Annotated in this window: 17 protein-coding genes, 1 tRNA gene and 1 other RNA gene; 14 read left to right on the top strand and 5 right to left on the bottom strand. The window is 65.3% G+C overall.

The features are described 5' to 3' along the window. Window positions 1–193: 193 nt before the first annotated feature. The 4 genes from ssrA to DF200_RS07470 form a co-directional block, all read right to left on the bottom strand. Window positions 194–590: a transfer-messenger RNA gene (ssrA, locus tag DF200_RS07455) on the bottom strand. Window positions 591–729: 139 nt separating this feature from the next. Continuing rightward, on the bottom strand, window positions 730–1641 hold the full coding sequence (locus tag DF200_RS07460) for a carbohydrate kinase family protein (protein ID WP_109137655.1): 912 nt from the start codon (window positions 1639–1641) through the stop codon (window positions 730–732). 102 nt (window positions 1642–1743) lie between these two features. Beyond that, window positions 1744–2949, bottom strand: coding sequence for an ROK family transcriptional regulator (locus DF200_RS07465; RefSeq protein WP_109137656.1), 1206 nt, complete (start codon window positions 2947–2949; stop codon window positions 1744–1746). 90 nt (window positions 2950–3039) lie between these two features. Further along, a complete protein-coding gene (locus tag DF200_RS07470; protein WP_109137657.1) occupies window positions 3040–4440 on the bottom strand; it encodes a DUF4153 domain-containing protein in 1401 nt (466 codons plus the stop codon). Between the two features lie 224 nt (window positions 4441–4664). On the opposite strand from DF200_RS07470, the gene DF200_RS07475 reads away from it, so the two are divergent. The 7 genes from DF200_RS07475 (at window position 4665) to DF200_RS07505 (ending at window position 10798) form a co-directional block, all read left to right on the top strand. Continuing rightward, window positions 4665–5174, top strand: a complete 510-nt coding sequence (locus tag DF200_RS07475) for a DUF2975 domain-containing protein (protein WP_158275808.1) — start codon at window positions 4665–4667, stop codon at window positions 5172–5174. Next, entirely contained in the window at window positions 5174–5392 is a 219-nt protein-coding gene (locus tag DF200_RS07480) for a helix-turn-helix domain-containing protein (RefSeq protein WP_109137659.1), read from the top strand. The genes DF200_RS07475 and DF200_RS07480 overlap by 1 nt, the downstream gene beginning before the upstream one ends. A gap of 120 nt (window positions 5393–5512) precedes the next feature. Beyond that, the gene (locus DF200_RS07485) at window positions 5513–6424 is read left to right on the top strand and encodes an NAD kinase (RefSeq protein WP_109137660.1); all 912 of its coding nucleotides are present in this window, start codon (window positions 5513–5515) and stop codon (window positions 6422–6424) included. 9 nt (window positions 6425–6433) lie between these two features. Further along, entirely contained in the window at window positions 6434–8182 is a 1749-nt protein-coding gene (gene recN / locus DF200_RS07490; protein ID WP_109137661.1) for a DNA repair protein RecN, read from the top strand. Between the two features lie 72 nt (window positions 8183–8254). Beyond that, window positions 8255–9079, top strand: coding sequence for a bifunctional hydroxymethylpyrimidine kinase/phosphomethylpyrimidine kinase (thiD, locus tag DF200_RS07495; RefSeq protein WP_109137662.1), 825 nt, complete (start codon window positions 8255–8257; stop codon window positions 9077–9079). After that, window positions 9072–9755 carry an HAD family hydrolase gene (locus DF200_RS07500; RefSeq protein WP_439098322.1) on the top strand — a complete coding sequence of 228 codons (684 nt, stop codon included), beginning with the start codon at window positions 9072–9074 and terminating at the stop codon, window positions 9753–9755. The genes thiD and DF200_RS07500 overlap by 8 nt, the downstream gene beginning before the upstream one ends. Window positions 9756–9814: 59 nt before the next feature. Next, the gene (locus DF200_RS07505; RefSeq protein ID WP_109137663.1) at window positions 9815–10798 is read left to right on the top strand and encodes a D-isomer specific 2-hydroxyacid dehydrogenase family protein; all 984 of its coding nucleotides are present in this window, start codon (window positions 9815–9817) and stop codon (window positions 10796–10798) included. 106 nt (window positions 10799–10904) lie between these two features. On the opposite strand, the gene thrC is transcribed toward DF200_RS07505, so the two are convergent. Beyond that, entirely contained in the window at window positions 10905–12389 is a 1485-nt protein-coding gene (gene thrC / locus DF200_RS07510; protein WP_109137664.1) for a threonine synthase, read from the bottom strand. 220 nt (window positions 12390–12609) lie between these two features. Between thrC and glyA the strand changes: the two genes are divergently transcribed. The 7 genes from glyA (at window position 12610) to glmU (ending at window position 19392) form a co-directional block, all read left to right on the top strand. Then, on the top strand, window positions 12610–13920 hold the full coding sequence (glyA, locus tag DF200_RS07515; protein ID WP_109137665.1) for a serine hydroxymethyltransferase: 1311 nt from the start codon (window positions 12610–12612) through the stop codon (window positions 13918–13920). Window positions 13921–14054: 134 nt separating this feature from the next. After that, window positions 14055–15350, top strand: a complete 1296-nt coding sequence (locus DF200_RS07520) for a glutamate-5-semialdehyde dehydrogenase (RefSeq protein WP_109137666.1) — start codon at window positions 14055–14057, stop codon at window positions 15348–15350. Beyond that, a complete protein-coding gene (locus tag DF200_RS07525) occupies window positions 15347–15892 on the top strand; it encodes a phosphoribosylglycinamide synthetase (protein WP_241520190.1) in 546 nt (181 codons plus the stop codon). The genes DF200_RS07520 and DF200_RS07525 overlap by 4 nt, the downstream gene beginning before the upstream one ends. Then, window positions 15889–16569, top strand: a complete 681-nt coding sequence (nadD, locus tag DF200_RS07530; RefSeq protein ID WP_109137668.1) for a nicotinate-nucleotide adenylyltransferase — start codon at window positions 15889–15891, stop codon at window positions 16567–16569. Before DF200_RS07525 ends, nadD begins: the two co-directional genes overlap by 4 nt. Window positions 16570–16657: 88 nt before the next feature. Then, complete coding sequence (locus tag DF200_RS07535) at window positions 16658–17671, top strand: ribose-phosphate diphosphokinase (RefSeq protein ID WP_109137669.1); 1014 nt, start codon at window positions 16658–16660, stop codon at window positions 17669–17671. Window positions 17672–17798: 127 nt separating this feature from the next. Further along, window positions 17799–17869: transfer RNA gene (locus DF200_RS07540), tRNA-Gln, on the top strand. A 146-nt stretch (window positions 17870–18015) separates the two neighbouring features. After that, window positions 18016–19392: a bifunctional UDP-N-acetylglucosamine diphosphorylase/glucosamine-1-phosphate N-acetyltransferase GlmU gene (glmU, locus tag DF200_RS07545; RefSeq protein WP_109137670.1), complete on the top strand. Its 1377-nt coding sequence runs from the start codon at window positions 18016–18018 to the stop codon at window positions 19390–19392. Window positions 19393–19422: the final 30 nt, after the last annotated feature.

Here is a 19422-nt window from a genome sequence, read left to right on the forward strand (position 1 = left end):
TTCCATACCCGCACACACAAAAGCCCCGGCCACGACGCCGAGGCTCAACACCCCACCACACAAACTGGCGAAGGCTCTATTTTAACGGCCTTAAACGGCCTTAAACCCATTAAGGCATATTTGCCGAAACCCCTGTGAAACCGTTGGAATCGCAACAAAAAAGCCGCCCGAGCATCGCTCGGACGGCCTGTGTTCGTGGAGCCGGCGGGAATTGAACCCGCGTCCGGTAACCGTACCCTCAGTCTTCTACGTGCGTAGTCTGCTGGCCTGGTGGCTATATGTCTGCCCCCGCCGATGTCGCAGACAACTGGCGGCGGGCATATTCACAGCAAAAGTCCCCGAAGCACCCTGTGACGCAATGCTTCAGGCAAGTCTTCTCACGACGCTCAACATCCCCCCGAAGACGTGGGGGAGTGAACGGAGCGGCTGCTCACTGGTTAATCCTGGCGCGAAGCTCAGGCAGCGAGAGCGAACTCAGTGCGGTTAGATTTAGCACTTATTCTTTACAGGAGCACGTTAACGAGTGGACCCCTGCGTTCTCGGCACGCTTCCCTGCGGCGAACAGATCACCGTCGAAACCGATCGACCCCGAATCTTGAATTATCAAGCAATTCCGGCATAACGAAACCGGACATTTCAATATAACGGTGAAATGTCCGGTCTGTCAACAAGGAGTATCGCTTAGAGCGAACACCCGATATGAGGTCCGGCCCAAGCGGCGGAGAGGGGTCATCGGGTCTGCCTGGCCTCGTATTCGGCGAGGTAGTCGGGCATGGCCTCCGGGTATTCCGGCCATGCGCCGGCCTGCGTGCACACGTATGCGGCGGTGTTCACGGCGGCGCGGTGGGCCTCCTGCAGGGACCTGCCGAGCAGGATGTTGATGGTGAACGCACCGGAAAAGGAGTCGCCGGCGCCGATGGTGTCGCTCACCTCCACGCGGGGTGTCGGCAGGGTGGAGGTCTCGCCGTTTTTGGCGATGATGGTGCTGAAGTCGGCGCCGGCGGTGAGGATCACGTAATCGAGGCCGTAGTTGTCCATGAACCACTTGCATGCCTCTTCGTCGGTGCCCGTGATGCCGAACATCGGACGCAGCAGCACGAGCTCGTCGTCGTTGAGTTTGAACACGGTGGCGTCGGACAGCTGCTCCTCGATGAGCTCCTTGGAGTAGTGGTCGCCGCGGATGTTGATGTCGTAGTAGCGCAAGGTGTCGGGGCGGCTCATCTTGAGCAGCTTCATGATGGTGTCGTGGGACTCGGGCATGCGGCATGCGAGGGAGCCGTAGCAGATGGCGTCGGCCTTGCGCACCAGATCGATGAGGTCCTGGGTCAGGGCGATGTGGTCCCATGCCACGTCCTTGACGATGGTCCACTCGGGGATGCCGTCGTTGAGTTTGACGTCGGCGCGGCCGGTGGGGTAGGCGTTGCGCTGCAGGATGGACTTGATGCCGGTCTTCTCGACCGCGGCCTTGAGTTCGTCACCGAGCTGGTCCTCGCCGATCGCGCTGATCGAGTAGCCGTCCGCGCCGTTCATGGTGGCGTGGTAGATGAAGTTGACGGGGGCGCCTCCCGCGCGCTTGCCTTCGGGGATCATGTCCCACAGGATTTCGCCGAGGCTCAGGACGATGGGTTTCTTGTCTGCCATGATGGCTCCTTTCTTCTCTCCTCGGGGATGTCCCGCGGAGAATCGTTGTGTTGTCGAATCGTATGGTTTGTTGGTTGGTATGGTCGGTCGTTGGTGGTCCGGTCAGTCGTCGGGCTGGCCGACGAATTCCGTGGGATGTTCGAGGAACTGCGCGGCGGCCACGGCGGCGGCGCCGGAGAGCGTCGCGTCCACGGGCAGGTCGGAGATGGTTATCGCGGTGGTGTCCCGCAACGCGGACAGCGCGTGCCGTTCCACCACGGCCTTCACCTCGTCGAGCAGCATCGGGCCCGCCTGCGCCATGATGTCGCCGAGTATGATCTGTGCGGGATTGTATGCGTTGATGATGGTGACGCAGCCGTATCCGATGTATCGGGCGAATTCGCGGACGAGTGCGAGCGCCGTCTCGTCGCCGTCCTCGGCGCGTCGGAACAGCGCGGTGCAGGCGGCGGTGTGTGTCATGCCTTCCGCGCCGTCGACCAGTCCGCCGTCGATGATGGCGCGGTGCAGAGACACCGCGGAGCAGTAGTTCTCCAGGCATCCGACGTTGCCGCATTCGCATGGCCTGCCGTGGATGTCGATGCTGACATGTCCGATTTCCGTGGCCGCGCCGAGGTTGCCGTTGACCAGTCCGCCGTCGTCGATGAGGCCGAGGCCCACGCCTTCGCCGATGAGATAGTAGCCGAGGCTGCGGGGGTTGGCGCCGCCGCCGAACAGACTTTGCGCCAGTGCGCCGGCGCGGGCGTCCTGCTCGATGAACGCGGGCACCCGGAAGGCGCCGGCGAATTCGTCGATGAAGTTGACGTCGCGCCATTCGACCATCGAGGTGACCACGGCGATACGCCCTTCGTCCCTCAGATATGGCCCGGGCACGGCCATGCCGATGGCTACGATGGAGCCGTCGGCGTCGAGGATGACGTCGATGCGGCGTTTGACGTCGTCGAGGGTGTTGCGGATGCTCCCGATGGCGACGGGAGGCAGCAGCTGCTCGCTTTCCAGATTGCCTCCGAGGTCGAACACGCCGATGCGCACCAGGGTCCGTGCGAACTTGACGCCGATGACGCGGTACTTGGATTCGTTGAGCTGCAGGCCGATGGATCGGCGCTTCTTGATGCCGTCGAGGTTGCCGGTCTCGCTGACCACGCCCATGTCGATGAGCTGGGCGGTGATCTTGGTGATGGCCGCGGGGGTGAGTCCCAGCTGCCGGGCGATGTGGGCACGGGAGCAGATGCCGTTGTGGTGGAGGAGTTGAATGATGCGCGAGCGGTTGAGCTCGGCCATCGAGGCGTGCGTGCTGCCGGGTGCGGTCATCCTGTCCTCCTTGACGGCGTTGCTTGTTGTTGTGAATATATTAACAATGTTAATTTATTAAGCGCAAGCGCGACACTCCGGGGTGTGGTCTCATAGGCCGCCGGTCGGAGAGGGGGCCGTATATCCGAACGACATGGCGGCATTGCAGGCATCGATGATGTGGTGCGGATCCGCGTATCCCAGGACGACGAACCACGCCGGCGCCAGCATGAGCGTGATGGCCGCCAGTGGTATGCGGGCGCCGGCCAGCCGTATGGCGCACAGCAGCAGGACGACCGCCAGGTATCCCATGAGCGTCAGCGCCGCCAGGCGGAGCCAGGTCAGTCCGTATGCCCCGATGTACAGGTGCAGACGCGTGAAGGCGGAGGCGAGTATCACCGCGGTGCAGAGGATGAGCACGGCGAGCGCCGCGACAAGCGGCCGGCGGCGTGGCGCATAGGAGAGGCATATGCCGTACAGCGCGAGATTGATGGCCGTCACGGCGAGCAGCTGCCAGAATCCCTGTCGGGCGTAGTCGGCGTAGGTGTATCCGGCCGGCAGCCCGCGGCCGGCGAACAGGAATGCGAGCTGCGTCGAGCAGAACGCGGCGTACAAGGCACCCACGATGGCGAGCATGGTGGCGCATGCCGTGGGATTCAGCGGAGTGCGTCGTCTGGGGGTCTTCGCTGCGGCCGACGAATCCGCTTCCGCGGTGGCATGGCGGTCGGCGTTGCGGAGCAGGGAGAACAGCAGGGCCGCTCCGGACGCCACGATGATGCCGTGCGCCGTCGCCGACCGGATGTCGGCATGGTGCATCAGGTCGGCGAAATACCAGGCGAAGACCTCGTCCGAGGACGTCAGCAGCGGTGTGGCCGCCATCAGGACGGGCAGGGAGCAGAGGACCCCGATCGCGAGGCCCCGTCCCGTTCCTCCGCCGACGTGCCCCGCACGGGCCGCGAACGGCGCGGCGAGGGCGTCGGGGATGCATCCGAGCGCGGAGAACGGTTCGACGAACCATCCGCGCAGCCATCGCATCGCGGTCCCGCGTGGCCGTTGCATGGGGTCCGCACCGGCCGAGACCTGCAGATGGAGCATGGCGAGGCCGGGGGTGGCGAGCGCCGAAAGCGTCATGAACTCCCGGTTGCCGTGATATGCCGGGCCGGTGCCGTACAGCATGCACCATATGCCGAGCGCGGTCAGCTCTGATCCGAGGATCCATGGCGAGGGGCGCCGCCGGATGGATTTCCGGAAGAGGATGTGCACGGCCATGGGCCATGACGCCGTCAGCAGTCCGATATGCGTGACGAGGGCGCGGGCGTTTTCCGTCTCGATGTCATGGATGACGAGCCGGTCGACGAGCAGTGCGGCGAGCAGGCAGGTCGCGAGCAGCGTGGTGTCGCGGCGCGTCCGATGCGGGCGCATCCCTTCGGCCTGGTCTGTGCGGGCGTCGTGCGCGTCCATGCCGGCGTCGGGTGCCGGACGGGGTGCGGAAATTGTGTCGTGCGTGTTCATGTGGTGCTCCTTGATTGATTGTCGAATGTTGTGTTTCGATATAAAAATATCGATAAACGATATGACTGAGTTGGGGGAACGTACAATCGATACAAATCAAATACATCGATTATCGATATATTTCGAATGAAAGACGTGATATTCTTATTGTCGGTCAATGGATATGGATGATCGAAGACCGTGATCGCGACAATGGTGCGATCGCGGAGATGGGAGGAGCCATCATGACCGGGACGGAGAATCCTCGCCCTCTTGCGGGCGCATGGATTATGATGATGCTGAAGACGTTGCTCGTCCTCATCGAGGTCGGTGCCCTGGCCTGCCAGGTCGTACTGTTGCCGGCGCTCGCCGCCGAATGCGCGGCCTCCGACCCCGCGCACGCGTATCTGAGGGTGCCCTATCTGGCGTTGTCCATCGCCGTCATCGCGTGCTTCGAGGTCGCCGTCGCCGCGGTCTGGCGACTGCTGACGATGACCGGCGCCGGGGCGGTGTTCTCCCGTGCGGCGTTCCGCTGGGTCGATGCCGTCATATGGTGCGCGTCCCTCGCGGCGGCGCTGACGCTGGCGCTGCTGGTCCATGCCGCGTTCGTCGCCGGGGTGGGGCCGCTCGGACTGCTCGGCGCGCTGTTCGCCTCCCTGCTGGGCGAGACGGCCGTCGCGTTGCTCGTCGCGGTCATGCGGGGGCTGCTCGTCAAGGCCACCGACCAGCGCGAGGAACTTGAGGCGGTGATCTGATGGCGATCGTGGTCAATATCGACGTGATGCTCGCGAAACGGAAGATGTCGGTCGGAGAGCTCGCCCGCAGGGTGGGCATCACCGCGGCCAACGTGTCGGTGCTGAAGAACGGCAGGGCCAAGGCCATACGGTTCAGCACCCTGAACGAGCTGTGCCGCGTGCTGGAATGCCAGCCGGGGGACATACTCTCGTGGGTCGACGAGAATGACGGCGGTTGATGGGGACTTTATCGATTCGATGTGGGAGAATATGACATAGTTGTGCCGACCGGGCGGCGCCTCCGCGGGTCCATGGGCGTGCGGGCCGTGGCCCGGCGGAAGATTCGCGAGGAGGATGCATTGCCAGATCCAAGACATGCGGTCGTCGTCACCCACAGCAAGCTGGCTGCCACCGGCACCGAGGTCAAGGAGGTCGTCGAGCAGCTCATCTACGCCGGTTTCGATGTGGCGATCGTGGACAATCTCGAAGCCCCTCCGTTCGCCGCCCCCAAGATGCAGACCGTCGCCCCTGACACGGAGATCGTCGTGGTGCTCGGCGGCGACGGCACGATTCTGCGGGCCGCGGAACTGGTCAAGGGCACGGACGTGCCGATCGTCGGCATCAACATGGGCCATGTGGGCTTCCTCGCCGAATTCGAAAGCTTCCAGATACGGGACGCCATCCGCAAGATCGCGAACCGCGACTATTCCATCGACGAACGTGTGATCGCCGGGGTGGACGTCTGGCTTCCCGACGCCGACGAGCCCCTGCACGAGTGGGCGCTCAACGACGTGACGCTGGAACGGGCCGACCGTGGCAAGATGGTGGAACTGAGCATCCGGGTGGACGACGTGGAGATGAGCTCGTTCGGCTGCGACGGCGTGATCGTCTCCACCCCCACCGGTTCCACCGCATACGCGTTCTCCGCGGGCGGGCCGATCATCTGGCCCAACGTGGACGCGCTGCAGCTGGTCCCGCTGGCCGCGCACGCGCTGTTCTCGCGACCGCTCGTCATCGGATCGAAATCCACGTTCACCATCGACATCATCGAGGAGTCCTCCAGCGAAGGGTGGATATGCTGCGATGGACGACGCCAGCGTGGGGTGCCGCGCGGATCGCGTATCGTCGTGCGGCAGTCGCCGAACTCCCTGCGTCTGGCCCGATTGCTCGGCGTTCCGTTCACCAGCCGGCTGGTCAGCAAGTTCGACCTGCCCGTGGTCGGGTGGAGGGAGTCACACAAAAGCCGGGACAACAGGAGAAAAGGGGAGTAGCGGCGAGCGATGCTGGAGGAACTGGAGATTCGATCACTGGGGCCGATCCACCACGCCGTCCTGCGACCGGCGCCGGGCATGACGGCGATAACCGGCGAGACCGGAGCCGGCAAATCCATGCTGTTGAACGCGTTGCGCATGATCTCGGGCGGGACCGCGGCGGCGCGGATGGTGTCGCCGGGAGAAGACGGCGCATGGGCGCAGGGCATATTCGCCGTATCCGAGGACTCGGACGCGGCAGCCATCGTCCACGGCGCCGGGGGCGACGTCGAGGACGGCGAGATCTTCCTCACCCGCACCCTGCCGGCGAAGGGAAGGTCCCGTGCCGTGCTTAACGGACGAAGCGTTCCCCGCGCCGTGCTCGGGGACATCAGCGGGGAGCTCGTGACCATTCACGGGCAGGCCGACCAGCTTCGCATGGCCTCGGCGGGGCGTCAGCGCGAATTCCTCGACCGGTACGCGCATGACGACGCGCTGCTGGACGCCTACAGGTCGGCGTGGAAGCGGCTCAACGAGGCGGACTCCCGCCTGAGGGGCGTGACGGAGCAGGAGTCCGACGCCATGCGGAAGGCCGACTACCTGCGGGAATCGATCGAGCGCATCGACCGTGTCGCCCCCCATGCGGGAGAGGACGACGAGCTCAAGGCGATGCGCGACCGCATAGAGAACGCCGCCGAGATCGCCAGGGGCGTGGGAGGGGCGCTGGCCGCGCTCGACACATCCCAGATGGACGCGGAGGGTGACGTCCCCGGGGCTTTGCCGCTGGTCGAACAGGCGGTGCAGTCGTTGAGGTCCATCCATGTGCACGGGGAATACGGGGAGATCGCCGACCGGCTGACGGCGGTGAGCACGGAGCTCTCCGACGTGGTCTTCACGCTCGGCGGCATGCTTGGCGGCGAGGAGGAGCCGCAGGACCTCGATACGATCAACGGGCGCATCCACGAACTCGACGAGCTTACGCGACGTTGGGGGCCCACCCTCGCGGACGTGATCGCATGGCGGGAGCAGGCCGGATACGACCTTGAGGACCTCGACGCATCGCCGGAACGCGTGGAACGCCTGCGAGAGGAGCGCGCGCAGGCGTACAAGGAGGCCCTGGCCGCCGCGGACGACCTGCACGAAGCGCGCAAGGCCGCGGCATCCGAGCTCGCCGGCCGCGTGACCGACGAACTCGGATCGTTGGCGATGTCCGGCGCGGCGCTGGACATAGAAGTGGAGCCGCGCGGGCGGTCCGCAGCCCCGGATCCCGGCGATTTCGGACCCCTCGACGCCAACGGAGTCGACGACATCCGGTTCCTGTTCACCCCGTTCCCCGGTTCGCCGAAGCTGCCGATGGGCAAAAGCGCATCCGGCGGCGAGCTCAGCCGGCTCATGCTGGCTCTTGAACTCGTTGCCGCCGACCGCGGCATGAACGGCGGCGAGGACTTCGCCATGACGTTCGTGTTCGACGAGGTCGACGCCGGAGTCGGCGGCAAGACGGCCGTGGAGCTGGGCAGACGGCTGGCGAGACTCGCACGACACGCGCAGGTGATCGTCGTGACCCATCTTGCGCAGGTGGCATCATGGGCGAACGCGCAGTTCGTCGTCTCCAAGACCGTGGACACGAAGGACGACGACGCGGGGGCGGACACCACCGTCGCCGAGGTGCGTGACGGTGCCCGCGTGCGGGAGATCGCCCGCATGCTCGCCGGAAGCGAATCCGAGGCCTCGCTCACGCACGCCCGCGAGCTGCTCGCGTCCTCCGGGGCCTCCCGCTAGAGGCACTTTGCGCCTCCCCGTGGAACGATCCCGAACAACCACCAACCCAATCACAACAAAGGAAAAGCAACCATGACGACACTCACCCCGACGCTCACCATCGCAGGATCCGACTGCTCCGGCGGCGCCGGCATCCAGGCCGACCTCAAGACCATGAGCGCCAACGGATGCTTCGCCATGTCCGTGATCACGTCCGTCGTGGCCGAGAACACCGCGCGCGTGATCTCCGTGCTCGACGTGGACCCGAAGATCATCGCCGATCAGATCGACGCCGTGTTCGAGGACATCCGCCCCAAGGCCGTGAAGGTCGGCATGCTCGACAATCCGGACATCATGCGGGTCGTCGCCGACAAACTCGTCGAATACCAGGCCGAGAACGTGGTCATCGACCCGGTCATGTACGCCAAGAACGGCGCGCCGCTCATGGACCCCGACTGCATCGACTCGCTCATCGAGATCGTGATCCCCCACGCCGACGTGCTGACGCCGAACATTCCCGAGGCCGAATGCATCAGCGGGCTGAAGATCACGGATCTCGACGGTCAGAAGGCCGCCGCCAAGGCCATCCAGGAGATGGGCTGCACGTCCGCGCTCGTCAAGGGCGGCCACGCCACGGGCGACGCCATCGACGTGCTGTACGACGGCAGGGACTTCCACGAGTTCTCCGTCAGGCGCATCGACACCAAGAACACCCACGGCACCGGCTGCACGTATTCGTCGGCCATCGCCGCCAACCTCGCACTCGGCCATCCGTTCCACGAGGCCATCGACCGTGCCAAGAAGTACGTGACCATGGCCATCGAGCATTCGCTGGAACTCGGCAACGGCAACGGCCCGACGAATCATTTCTGGGACCTGTACGCCCACGGCCTCGAAGGATTCGACGCCAATGCCTGACGTCTCCAGGGCCATGGACCCGGTGAACGCGGGCAGGGGCGCCATCTTCGACCTCGACGGCACGCTGCTCGATTCGATGCACGTATGGACGGACGTCGACAACGAGTTCCTGCGCGGCCGGGGATTCGACGTGCCGGCCGACTACGCCGAATCCATCGCCCACCTGTCATTCGACGGCTGCGCGCGCTACACCATCGCACGCTTCGGACTGCCGGACACGCCCGAGGAGCTGATGGACGAATGGAACCGGATGGCCTTCACGGAGTACGCCACCACCGTGCCGCTCAAGCCGCATGCGGGGGAGTACCTCCGCCATCTCAAGGCGACCGGCGCGCGGCTCGCCGTCGCCACGAGCCTGCCTCCGAACTTCCGGGAGCCGGTGCTTCGCCGGCTCGGCGTCTTCGACCTGTTCGACGCGCTGTGCAGCGTGGACGACGTGGGCCACGTCGCCAAGGACAAGCCCGACGTGTACCTGTATGCCGCGGAACGCATCGGTGTCGCACCGCGGGATTGCACGGTGTTCGAAGACATCCTCGCCGGCATCCGGGCGGTCAAGTCGGTCGGCATGACGGCGTGGGCCATGTATGACGCATCGTCGCAATCCCAGTGGCGGGACATCCGGGCCGCCGCCGACGGTGTCATGCATGACTTCGACGAGGCCCCGCGCATCCTGTAGCGCGAGGCCCCGCGCATCACGTCTATCATGGGATTCATCCGAATGATATGGAGGCATATATGAGAATCGCGGCATTCGAGGTGCGGGACGACGAACGTCCGGCGTTCGACGAGGCGGCGGAACGCACCGGCGTGCGGATCGAACTGCATGCCGGACGCCTGACGCCCGACGCCGTTCCGCTCGTCCGAGGATGCGACGGCGTCAGCGCACTCGGCCAAAGCCGTTTCGACGCACCCATGCTGGAGACGCTGTCGCGGATGGGGGTGAGGGCGGTCGCCACGCGCACCATCGGATACAACCACATCGATCTGGATGAGGCCAGGCGTCTCGGCATCATGGTGCTCAACGCCGATTACGCGCCCAACGGCGTGGCGGAATACACGGTGATGTTCATCCTGCTCGTGCTGCGCAACTACAAGCCGGCCCTGTGGCGTGGACAGGTATACGACTTCTCCCTCAAAGGCCTGCGGGGACGGGAGCTGCGCAACCTCACCGTGGGGGTGATGGGCACAGGACGCATCGGGGCCACGGTGGTCGAATGCCTTACCGGATTCGGATGCCGAATCCTCGCCTACGACCCTCATCCGAAGGCCTCCGTGGCGGAACACGCCGAATACGTCGACCTGGAGACGCTGTATGCGCAAAGCGACGTGATCACCCTGCACATGCCGCTGCTGGAATCCACCCACCACATCATCAACCGCGAATCCATCGCGCGGATGAAGGACGGCGTGGTGCTCGTCAACTGCGCCCGCGGCGAGCTCATGGACCTCGACGCGCTCATCGACAACATCGAGGCCGAGAAGATCGGAGGCCTCGGCCTCGACACCGTGGAGACCGAGGGGGAGCTGATCCACCGCGACCGCCGCACGGACATCCTCACCAACCGCGGCATCGCCTATCTGCGCCAGTTCCCGAACGTGGTGATGACACAGCACATGGCGTTCTACACCGACGCCGCCGTGCACAGCATGGTCGCCTGCTCCGTCGACGGCATCAAAGCCGTCCTGGAGGACGGCGATTTCCGCACACGGCTCGTCTGAGCGCCGAACCGGGGGTCTCCGCCGATACGATGTGGGGCTCCCGCCGTCAGCCCACGGCGGGAGCCCCACATCGGTTATTCGCGTCCGCGGTCCGACGCGGAATACGTCACTTCTCCGCGGCTGAGCGGACGTAATCCTCCATGGCATCGATCTCGACGACGTCGTCGAACCGCACATCCGCGGTCTCCAGTCCACGCAGCGCCGTGGGGGCCGTGGTGCCGGTGGCGCCGGCGAGCACATCCATGCATTCGAAGTCGGTGCCGGTGGCGTCGAGGCCGAGGGATTCATTCACCACGCGCGGGAACTTGTACGGGCTGGCGGTGCTCAGCAGCACGCGCGGCGTGAGCGGGTCGCGCGGAATCTGCTGCATCACGAAGTAGCCGCATGCGGTATGCGGATCGATCACGTAGTGGTTCCTCTCCCAGCAGTCGCGGATCGACGCACGCACCTGGTCCTCGTCGGCCCAGCCGCATCCGAACAGGGAGCGGATCTTGGACAGCATCTCCTCGGGAACCTCGTATGCGCCCCACTGGTTCAGATCGTTCATGAGCATGGAGATCAGGCGGGTGTCCTTGTCGGAGAAGTAGTAGAGCATGCGCTCAAGGTTCGACGAGATGAGGATGTCCATCGAGGGGGAGATGGTCTGGAAGAACGGGCGCTTGCGGTTGTATGTGCCGGTGGTCAGGAAGTCGAACAGCACGTTGTTCCTGTCGCTGGCCACGATCAGATGCTTGACGGGCAGGCCGAGCAGTTTGGCGTAGTAGCCGGCGAGGACGTCGCCGAAGTTGCCGGTGGGCACGCAGAACTCCACCTCGTCGCCCACGTTGATCACCTGATCATTGAGCAGCTGCGCGTAGGCGGCGAAGTAGTACACCACCTGCGGCACCAGACGGCCCACGTTGATCGAGTTGGCGGAGGACAGCACGGTGTGCGATTCGCCGGCGAGCTCCGCGGCAAGCCCGTGGTCCGCGAAGATGCGCTTGACGGCCGATTGCGCGTCATCGAAGTTGCCCCTGACCGCGCACACGTTCACGTTGGAGCCGGCCTGCGTGGTCATCTGCAGCTGCTGTACCTGGCTGACCTTGCCTTCCGGATAGAACACGGTGATGGCGGTGCCCGGGGCGTCCGCGAAGCCGGCCAATGCCGCCTTGCCGGTATCTCCGGAGGTGGCCGTGAGGATCATGATCTTCTCGTCGGCGTCGCCGCCCGCCGGCGTGGTGCGGGCCATGAACCGCGGCAGGATCTGCAGCGCCACATCCTTGAACGCGCTTGTCGGTCCGTTGAACAGTTCGAGGATGTAGTCGTCGCCGAGCGGCCTGAGCGGCGTGATGGCCGGATCCGACCACTGGTCGCCGTACGCCTCGCGAATGCAGTCCGCCAGCTCCTCCTCGGTGAAATCAGGCAGCAGCCTGGCGAGCACGGCCTGCGCGATCTGCTGATAGCTCTTGCCCGGCAGCGAGGCGATGTCGACATGCTCCTCGCCGAGGGAATCCGAGACGAACAGGCCGCCGTCGTCCGCGATGCCCTTGCGGATGGCCTGCTTGGAGGTGAGCGAATCAGTGGTGCTACGTGTGCTGTGGAAGGTGGTCACGTTCGAAATCCTTGGATGCTCGACAAGATATGGACATGTCGATTCTACTGTCAGCACTGGGCAACAGGACCCGCCGTCTCATTGGATGCGACATGCGGTCATCGACGCGACACCCGGGGAAAATGAGACGAACCTGCCGTTCCGATTGGCTTCACGGCCGAAACTGCATACACTGGGCGCTAGCCATCCGCACGCAATGAATAAATAAAAAAGGAGCACCATGACCGACCAGACGTCATACCCCCAGCACGTCGACGACGCGTTCAACGCGCCGATCGCGCAGGCCGACCCGGAGATCGCCGATATCCTGACCGCTGAGCTGCACCGCCAGCAGGATGGGCTGGAGATGATCGCGTCCGAGAACTTCGTGCCTCGCGCCGTGCTGCAGGCCCAGGGATCCGTGCTCACCAACAAATACGCCGAAGGCTACCCGGGACGCCGCTACTACGGGGGCTGCGAGCAGGTGGACAAAATCGAGACCATCGCGCGCGACCGCGCCAAGAAGCTGTTCGGCGCCGAATACGCCAACGTCCAGCCGCACTCCGGCGCCCAGGCCAATGCCGCCGTCTATCAGGCGCTCGTCAAGCCCGGCGACACCGTGCTCGGCCTCGCCCTCGACCACGGCGGACACCTGACCCACGGCATGAAGATCAACTTCTCCGGCCGCTTCTACCATGCCGAGGCCTACGGCGTGAACCCCGAGACCTTCCGCATCGACCCGGAGATCATCCGCCAGCGCGCCCTCGAAACACACCCCGCCATGATCATCGGCGGCTGGAGCGCCTATCCGCGCATCGAGGACTTCAAGGCCATGAAGGAGATCGCCGACGAGGTCGGCGCCAAGTTCTGGGTCGACATGGCCCACTTCGCCGGCCTCGTGGCCGCCGGTCTGCACCCGAGCCCCGTGCCCTACGCCGACGTCGTCTCCTCCACCGCGCACAAGACGCTCGGCGGCCCGCGCTCCGGCTTCATCCTCGCGAAGCAGGAGTATGCCAAGAAGCTCAACTCCGCCGTGTTCCCCGGCCAGCAGGGCGGTCCGCTCATGCATGTGATCGCCGGCAAGGCCGTGAGCTTCAAGGTCGCGGGCACCCCCGAATTCAAGGACCGCATGCAGCGCACGCTCGACGGCGCCAAGATCCTCGCCGAGCGTCTGACCGCCGACGACGTGAAGGCCAACGGCATCTCCGTGCTCACCGGCGGCACCGACGTGCATCTGGTGATGGTCGATCTGCGCAACAGCGAAATGGACGGCCAGCAGGGCGAGGACCTGCTCGCCCGGTGCGGCATCACCATCAACCGCAACACCGTGCCGTTCGACCCGCGTCCGGCCTCCGTGGCGTCCGGCCTCAGGATCGGCACCAGCGCGCTCGCCACCCGCGGCTTCGGCCCCAAGGAGTACGAGGAGGTGGCCGACATCATCGGCACCGCGCTCGCCGCCGGCAAGTCCGCCGACGTGGAGACGCTCAAGGCGCGTGTCGACAGGCTCGTCTCCGACTTCCCGCTCTATCCCGACCTCGACCAGGTCGACTGATACGACGGGGCCGGCGGCCGCCGACCCCGGACGGGACCTCCCCGCCATCGTCACGGCGTCGTGATGCGCCTCGGGGAGGTCCCGTCATGCCATATGGCATTATGATGGTGTTCCAGACAACGGATGGGAGCCCCATGGGTGAGGAAACAATGAACGAGGTCTTCGAGGCCGTATGCGACATGGCCGACGATGCGGCCTACGCCCAGCAGACGCTGGCCGGCGCCAGCACCGAACGCAAGAACGCGGTGCTGCTCGACGTCGCCGACGCGCTTGTCGGGAACGCGGAGGCGATCGGTGAGGCGAACGCCTCCGATATGAGGGACGCGGCCGCCTCCGGTATGAGCGAGGGCCTGCTCGACCGCCTGCGCTTCGACGCCGGACGAGTCGCCGCCACCGCCCAAGGGGTGCGCAACGTGGCGTCGCTGCCCGACCCGGTCGGGGAGATGGTCCGTGGCCGCAACCTGCCCAACGGCATGAGGCTCAACCAGGTGCGTGTGCCGATCGGCGTCATCGGCATGATCTACGAGGCCCGTCCCAACGTGACGGTGGATGTGGCGTCGCTGTGCCTGAAATCCGGCAACGCCGTGCTGCTGCGCGGAGGCCATGCCGCGCGGCGCACCAACGAGGCCACGCTCCGCGTCATCGGGGAGGTGCTCGCCGACCACGGATTCGGCCCCTCGCTGGTGGCGAGCGTCGACCGTTTCGGCCGGGACGGCGCCCTCGCCATGATGGAGGCGCGGGGCCATGTCGACCTGCTGGTGCCCCGCGGCGGCGCAGGACTCATCCGCGCGGTCGTGGAGAATTCGAAGGTCCCGGTCATCGAGACCGGCGCCGGAAATGTGCATATCTACGTCGACGAGACCGCCGACCTCGACAAGGCCCTTCCGGTCATCATCAACGCGAAGACGCAGCGGGTCGGCGTGTGCAACGCCGCCGAGAAGCTTCTCGTGAACGGCGCCGTCGCCGAGGACTTCCTCCCCGTCGTGGCGAACGCGCTGACGGAACACGGCGTGCGTATCCACGCGGACGAGGCCGCGCTGACCATCATCGCGAACGCCGGCATCGACGGACTCGACATCCTGCCCGCGACGGAGGAGGACTGGTCCACCGAATACCTCGACTACGAGATGGGCATAAAGGTCGTCGACACCATGGGCGAGGCCATCGAACACATCAACACGTATTCGACCGGCCACACCGAAGCCATCCTGTCCGAGGACTATTCCCGGATCGAGGAATTCACCAGGCGCATCGACTCCGCCGTCGTCATGGTCAACGCCTCGACCCGTTTCACCGACGGAGGCATGTTCGGACTGGGCGCGGAGCTCGGCATCTCCACACAGAAGATGCACGCCCGGGGCCCCATGGGCCTTGAGGAGCTCACCACCACGAAATGGATCGGCTACGGAACAGGACAGGTGCGCCCATGAACGACAGGATCATGACCGCGGACGGACAGCAGGAGCCGGACCTGTGGCTGCGTGTCGCCGCCGAACGCCTGAGTCTGGTCCGCTATGTGTTCCTCGTACAGATCGAGGACGGCATACCCACGGCGGCGCAGCGTTCCGCGCTCGAATACGCCGACGCCGTGCTCATCGGATGGCCCGACGCCGACGCCCCGGACGTGGCGGTCGTCGACGGCCAGCAGCTCTCCGACATCGTCTCCCATGCGCGCATCATGGAGGACTACATCGACAAGTTCCGCGAGGCGGAGCGCGAGGGCGGCATCGACGACATGACCGACGTGCTGATCCGCATCTCCGAACGCGTCGCCGAGATCCGCAAGATCTTCCAACCCGACTTCCCGTTGCCGACGTTCGCGGAGATCCGACGCGTCGTGCAGGAGGAATGGGACGAGGACATGGACAAGATCGATCCCGGCTCCTCGGGCAGCGCCAGCGAGATGGCGGACGAGACCCGTGCCGAGGACGAGCAGCATTCATCGGAGCATCCAACGGAGGACAGGGCATGAGCGAGACGGCGCATCCCACGTCGCGCACCATGGCGGAACTCAAAGGGGGACGGGACCATCAGCGGCTCTCGACCCGTGGCAACCATCACACGGTGCCGCGCATCGGCATCATGGGCGGCACGTTCGACCCGATCCACAACGGCCACCTCGTCGCCGCGTCCGAGGTGGCATGGGTGTACGACCTCGACGAGGTCATGTTCGTACCCACCGGCCGTCCGGTGTTCAAACTCGACAAAACGGTCACGAACGCGGAGGACCGGTATCTGATGACGGTGATCGCCACCGCGTCGAACCCGCAGTTCACCGTCTCCCGCGTCGACATCGACCGGCCGGGCGTCACCTACACCATCGACACGTTGCGCGACATCCACAGGGCGCGCCCGGAGGCGGAGCTGTTCTTCATCACCGGGGCCGACGCCATCGCGGAGATCATGCGGTGGAAGGACGCCGACGAGATGTGGTCGCTGGCGCACTTCGTCGCCGTGTCGCGTCCCGGCTATTCGTCGGACCTGAAGAGCCTCGACATCCCCGCGCGCGCGGTCGATACCCTGGAGATCCCCGCCCTGGCGATTTCCTCCACCGATGTGCGGCGCCGCAGCGAGGACGGCGAACCGGTGTGGTATCTCGTCCCCGACGGCGTGGTGCAGTACATCTCCAAACACGGGCTGTACCGGTGACGGACCCGTTCCGGCAGCGTGTCCCGTCGTCGGCTACGACGGTTATAGTGGGGCATTGTCATCAGACCCGCACACGTTTGGAGATACGGTGAGCGCAATCCTTGAAGGAAAGCCAGACAAGAACCTCATCCTCGTTACCGGAAGGGCCCATCCCAAGCTGGCCGCAGATGTGGCGAAGCAGCTGGGCATCGATATTCTGGAAACCACGGCATACGACTTCGCCAACGGGGAGATGTACGTGAGGTACACGGAATCGGTGCGCGGCGCGGACGTCTTCGTGCTGCAGACGCACTCCACCCCGGTCAACAAGGCCATCATGGAACAGCTCATCATGATCGACGCGCTCAAGCGCGCCTCCGCACGCTCCATAACCGCCGTGTGCCCGATGCTCGGCTACTCCCGCCAGGACAAGAAGCACCGCGGCCGCGAACCCATCTCCTGCCGTCTGATCTTCGACCTGCTGGCCACCGCGGGCGCGGACCGCATCATGAGCGTCGACCTGCACGCCGCGCAGTCCCAGGGCTTCTTCGACGGGCCTGTCGACCATCTCATCGCCATGCCCGTTCTGGTCGACTATGTGCGCGACCGTCTCGACCTTTCCAACATCGCCGTGGTCTCGCCCGACGCCGGCCGAATCCGCGTGGCGGAGCAGTGGGCGCAGCGCCTCGGAGGCGGTCCCCTCGCCTTCGTGCACAAGACCCGCGACATCACCCGCCCGAATCAGGCCGTCTCCAACCGCGTGGTCGGCGATGTGGCGGGAAAGGACTGCGTCCTCGTCGACGACCTCATCGATACCGCCGGAACCATCGCCGGCGCATGCCACGTGCTCAAGGAGGCGGGTGCCAAGTCCATCACCGTGGCCGCCACGCACGGCGTGCTCTCCGGTCCCGCCATCGAGCGGCTCAAGAATTGCGGCGCCCGGGAGATCGTGCTCACCGACACCGTGCCGATTCCCGAATCCAAGCGTTGGGACGGTCTTACCGTGCTGTCCATAGCGCCCCTGCTGGCCAGCGCCATCAAGGAGGTCTTCAACGACGGCTCGGTCGCCGAGCTGTTCGACACCTATCCGGCGCATCATGGCCAAGGGTTCCTGTTCGCCTGAGGACGCCGTCCGGCGTCCATTGGCGTGTCGCCGGTAAATCAACGAAAAGTCTCCCGTCATATCCCCCGCTGTCCGGGTTTTCCCGAGGGTATGGCATAATGGTGACTTGGCGGTTTTCGCCGCCCATTCCCCCATGGTGTAATGGCAGCACACGGGTCTTTGGAACCCTTTGTCTTGGTTCGAGTCCAGGTGGGGGAGCCCGACATAGCCGGCGCGCATCCCGGAATCACCACGATTCCGGAGCACGCCGGCTATATGCTTATATATGGTTTTACGAATTCTGTCGAACCCGCACGACGCCGCGCAAGCGGACGATGTGCGGACAACGAAGTGGAGAAACGAACATGACATTCAGCGCGGCGATCATTCTGGCTGCTGGCGAGGGAACCCGCATGAAATCGGCCGACCCCAAGGTGCTGCATCAGCTGGCGGGCAAGACGTTCCTGCAGCGGGTGATGAGCTCGGTGAGGGCCCTCGACCCCAAGGTGCTCGGCGTCGTCGTCCGCTATCAGGGCGATCGGGTGGCCGAGGCGGCGAGGTCGTACGACGCCGATGTCACCATCGTGCATCAGGATGAGATCCCCGGCACCGGCCGTGCCGTGCAGTGCGCCATGTCGCAGCTGTCGGAAGACGGTCCCCTCGACGGCTCCGTCCTGATCGCGGCCTCCGACATGCCGCTGCTGGATGAGACCACCCTCCGCAGCCTTATGGAATCCCATGCGGAATCCAACAACTCGGCCACCGTGCTCACCACCATCCTCGACGACCCCACCGGGTACGGGCGCATCATCCGCGACTCGCAGGGCCAGGTCCTGCGCATCGTCGAGCAGAAGGACGCCAACTCCTCCGAACTCGCCGTGCATGAGGTGAACACCTCCGTATACGTCTTCGACGCCAAGGTCCTCGCCCAGGCCATCGCCGGACTCGACGACGACAACGCCCAGGGCGAGTTCTACCTCACCGACGCGCTGGAGAAGGCCAAGGAGTTCGGCGGCGTCGGCGCCTACGCCGCTCCCGACGCGCTCGCCGTGGAAGGCGTCAACGACCGCGTGCAGCTCTCCAGGCTCGCCAAGGCCCACAACCGCCGCGTCTGCGAGGGGTGGATGCGCGCCGGCGTCACCATCTCCGATCCCGAGACCACGTGGATCGAGGACGACGTGGAACTCGGCCGGGACGTGACCGTGCTGCCCGGCAGCTTCCTTCAGGGACATACCGTCGTGGCGTCCAGGGCCGTCGTCGGCCCCTACACCACGCTCATCGACGCGGCGGTCGACGAAGGCGCCGTGGTGGAACGCTCCCGCGTCCAGGGCACACACATCGGCAGGAACGCGAACATCGGCCCCTGGACCTACCTGCGTCCCGGCAACGACCTCGGCGAGGGCACGAAGGCGGGCGCCTTCGTGGAGATGAAGAAGGCCCACATCGACACCGGCACGAAGGTGCCCCACCTGAGCTATGTGGGCGACGCGCACGTGGGCGAGCACACCAACATCGGCGGCGGCACCATCACCGCGAACTATGACGGCAAGAACAAGCACCACACCGAAATCGGCTCGGGGGTGCACGTGGGCGCCGGCAACATGTTCGTCGCCCCCGTCACCGTGGGCGACGGCGTGACCACCGGCGCCGGGTCCGTGGTGCGCCATGACGTGCCCGACGATGCCATGGTGTATTCGGAGAACACGCAGCATGTCGTGGAGCATTGGACCCCGTCGAAATAGCGAACAGACAGCAGCGAACAGATAAGGAAC

The sequence above is a fragment of the Bifidobacterium catulorum genome (assembly GCF_003129925.1).
Lineage (GTDB): Bacteria > Actinomycetota > Actinomycetes > Actinomycetales > Bifidobacteriaceae > Galliscardovia > Galliscardovia catulorum.

Excerpts from the sequence above, each read along its gene's own strand:
- DF200_RS07460 (WP_109137655.1), bottom strand. The coding sequence starts at position 1,641 with ATGGCAGACAAGAAACCCATCGTCCTGAGCCTCGGCGAAATCCTGTGG.
- DF200_RS07465 (WP_109137656.1), bottom strand. The coding sequence starts at position 2,949 with ATGACCGCACCCGGCAGCACGCACGCCTCGATGGCCGAGCTCAACCGC.
- DF200_RS07470 (WP_109137657.1), bottom strand. The coding sequence starts at position 4,440 with ATGAACACGCACGACACAATTTCCGCACCCCGTCCGGCACCCGACGCC.
- DF200_RS07475 (WP_158275808.1), top strand. The coding sequence starts at position 4,665 with ATGACCGGGACGGAGAATCCTCGCCCTCTTGCGGGCGCATGGATTATG.
- DF200_RS07480 (WP_109137659.1), top strand. The coding sequence starts at position 5,174 with ATGGCGATCGTGGTCAATATCGACGTGATGCTCGCGAAACGGAAGATG.
- recN (WP_109137661.1), top strand. The coding sequence starts at position 6,434 with ATGCTGGAGGAACTGGAGATTCGATCACTGGGGCCGATCCACCACGCC.
- thiD (WP_109137662.1), top strand. The coding sequence starts at position 8,255 with ATGACGACACTCACCCCGACGCTCACCATCGCAGGATCCGACTGCTCC.
- DF200_RS07500 (WP_439098322.1), top strand. The coding sequence starts at position 9,072 with ATGCCTGACGTCTCCAGGGCCATGGACCCGGTGAACGCGGGCAGGGGC.
- DF200_RS07505 (WP_109137663.1), top strand. The coding sequence starts at position 9,815 with ATGAGAATCGCGGCATTCGAGGTGCGGGACGACGAACGTCCGGCGTTC.
- glyA (WP_109137665.1), top strand. The coding sequence starts at position 12,610 with ATGACCGACCAGACGTCATACCCCCAGCACGTCGACGACGCGTTCAAC.
- DF200_RS07520 (WP_109137666.1), top strand. The coding sequence starts at position 14,055 with ATGGGTGAGGAAACAATGAACGAGGTCTTCGAGGCCGTATGCGACATG.
- DF200_RS07525 (WP_241520190.1), top strand. The coding sequence starts at position 15,347 with ATGAACGACAGGATCATGACCGCGGACGGACAGCAGGAGCCGGACCTG.
- nadD (WP_109137668.1), top strand. The coding sequence starts at position 15,889 with ATGAGCGAGACGGCGCATCCCACGTCGCGCACCATGGCGGAACTCAAA.
- glmU (WP_109137670.1), top strand. The coding sequence starts at position 18,016 with ATGACATTCAGCGCGGCGATCATTCTGGCTGCTGGCGAGGGAACCCGC.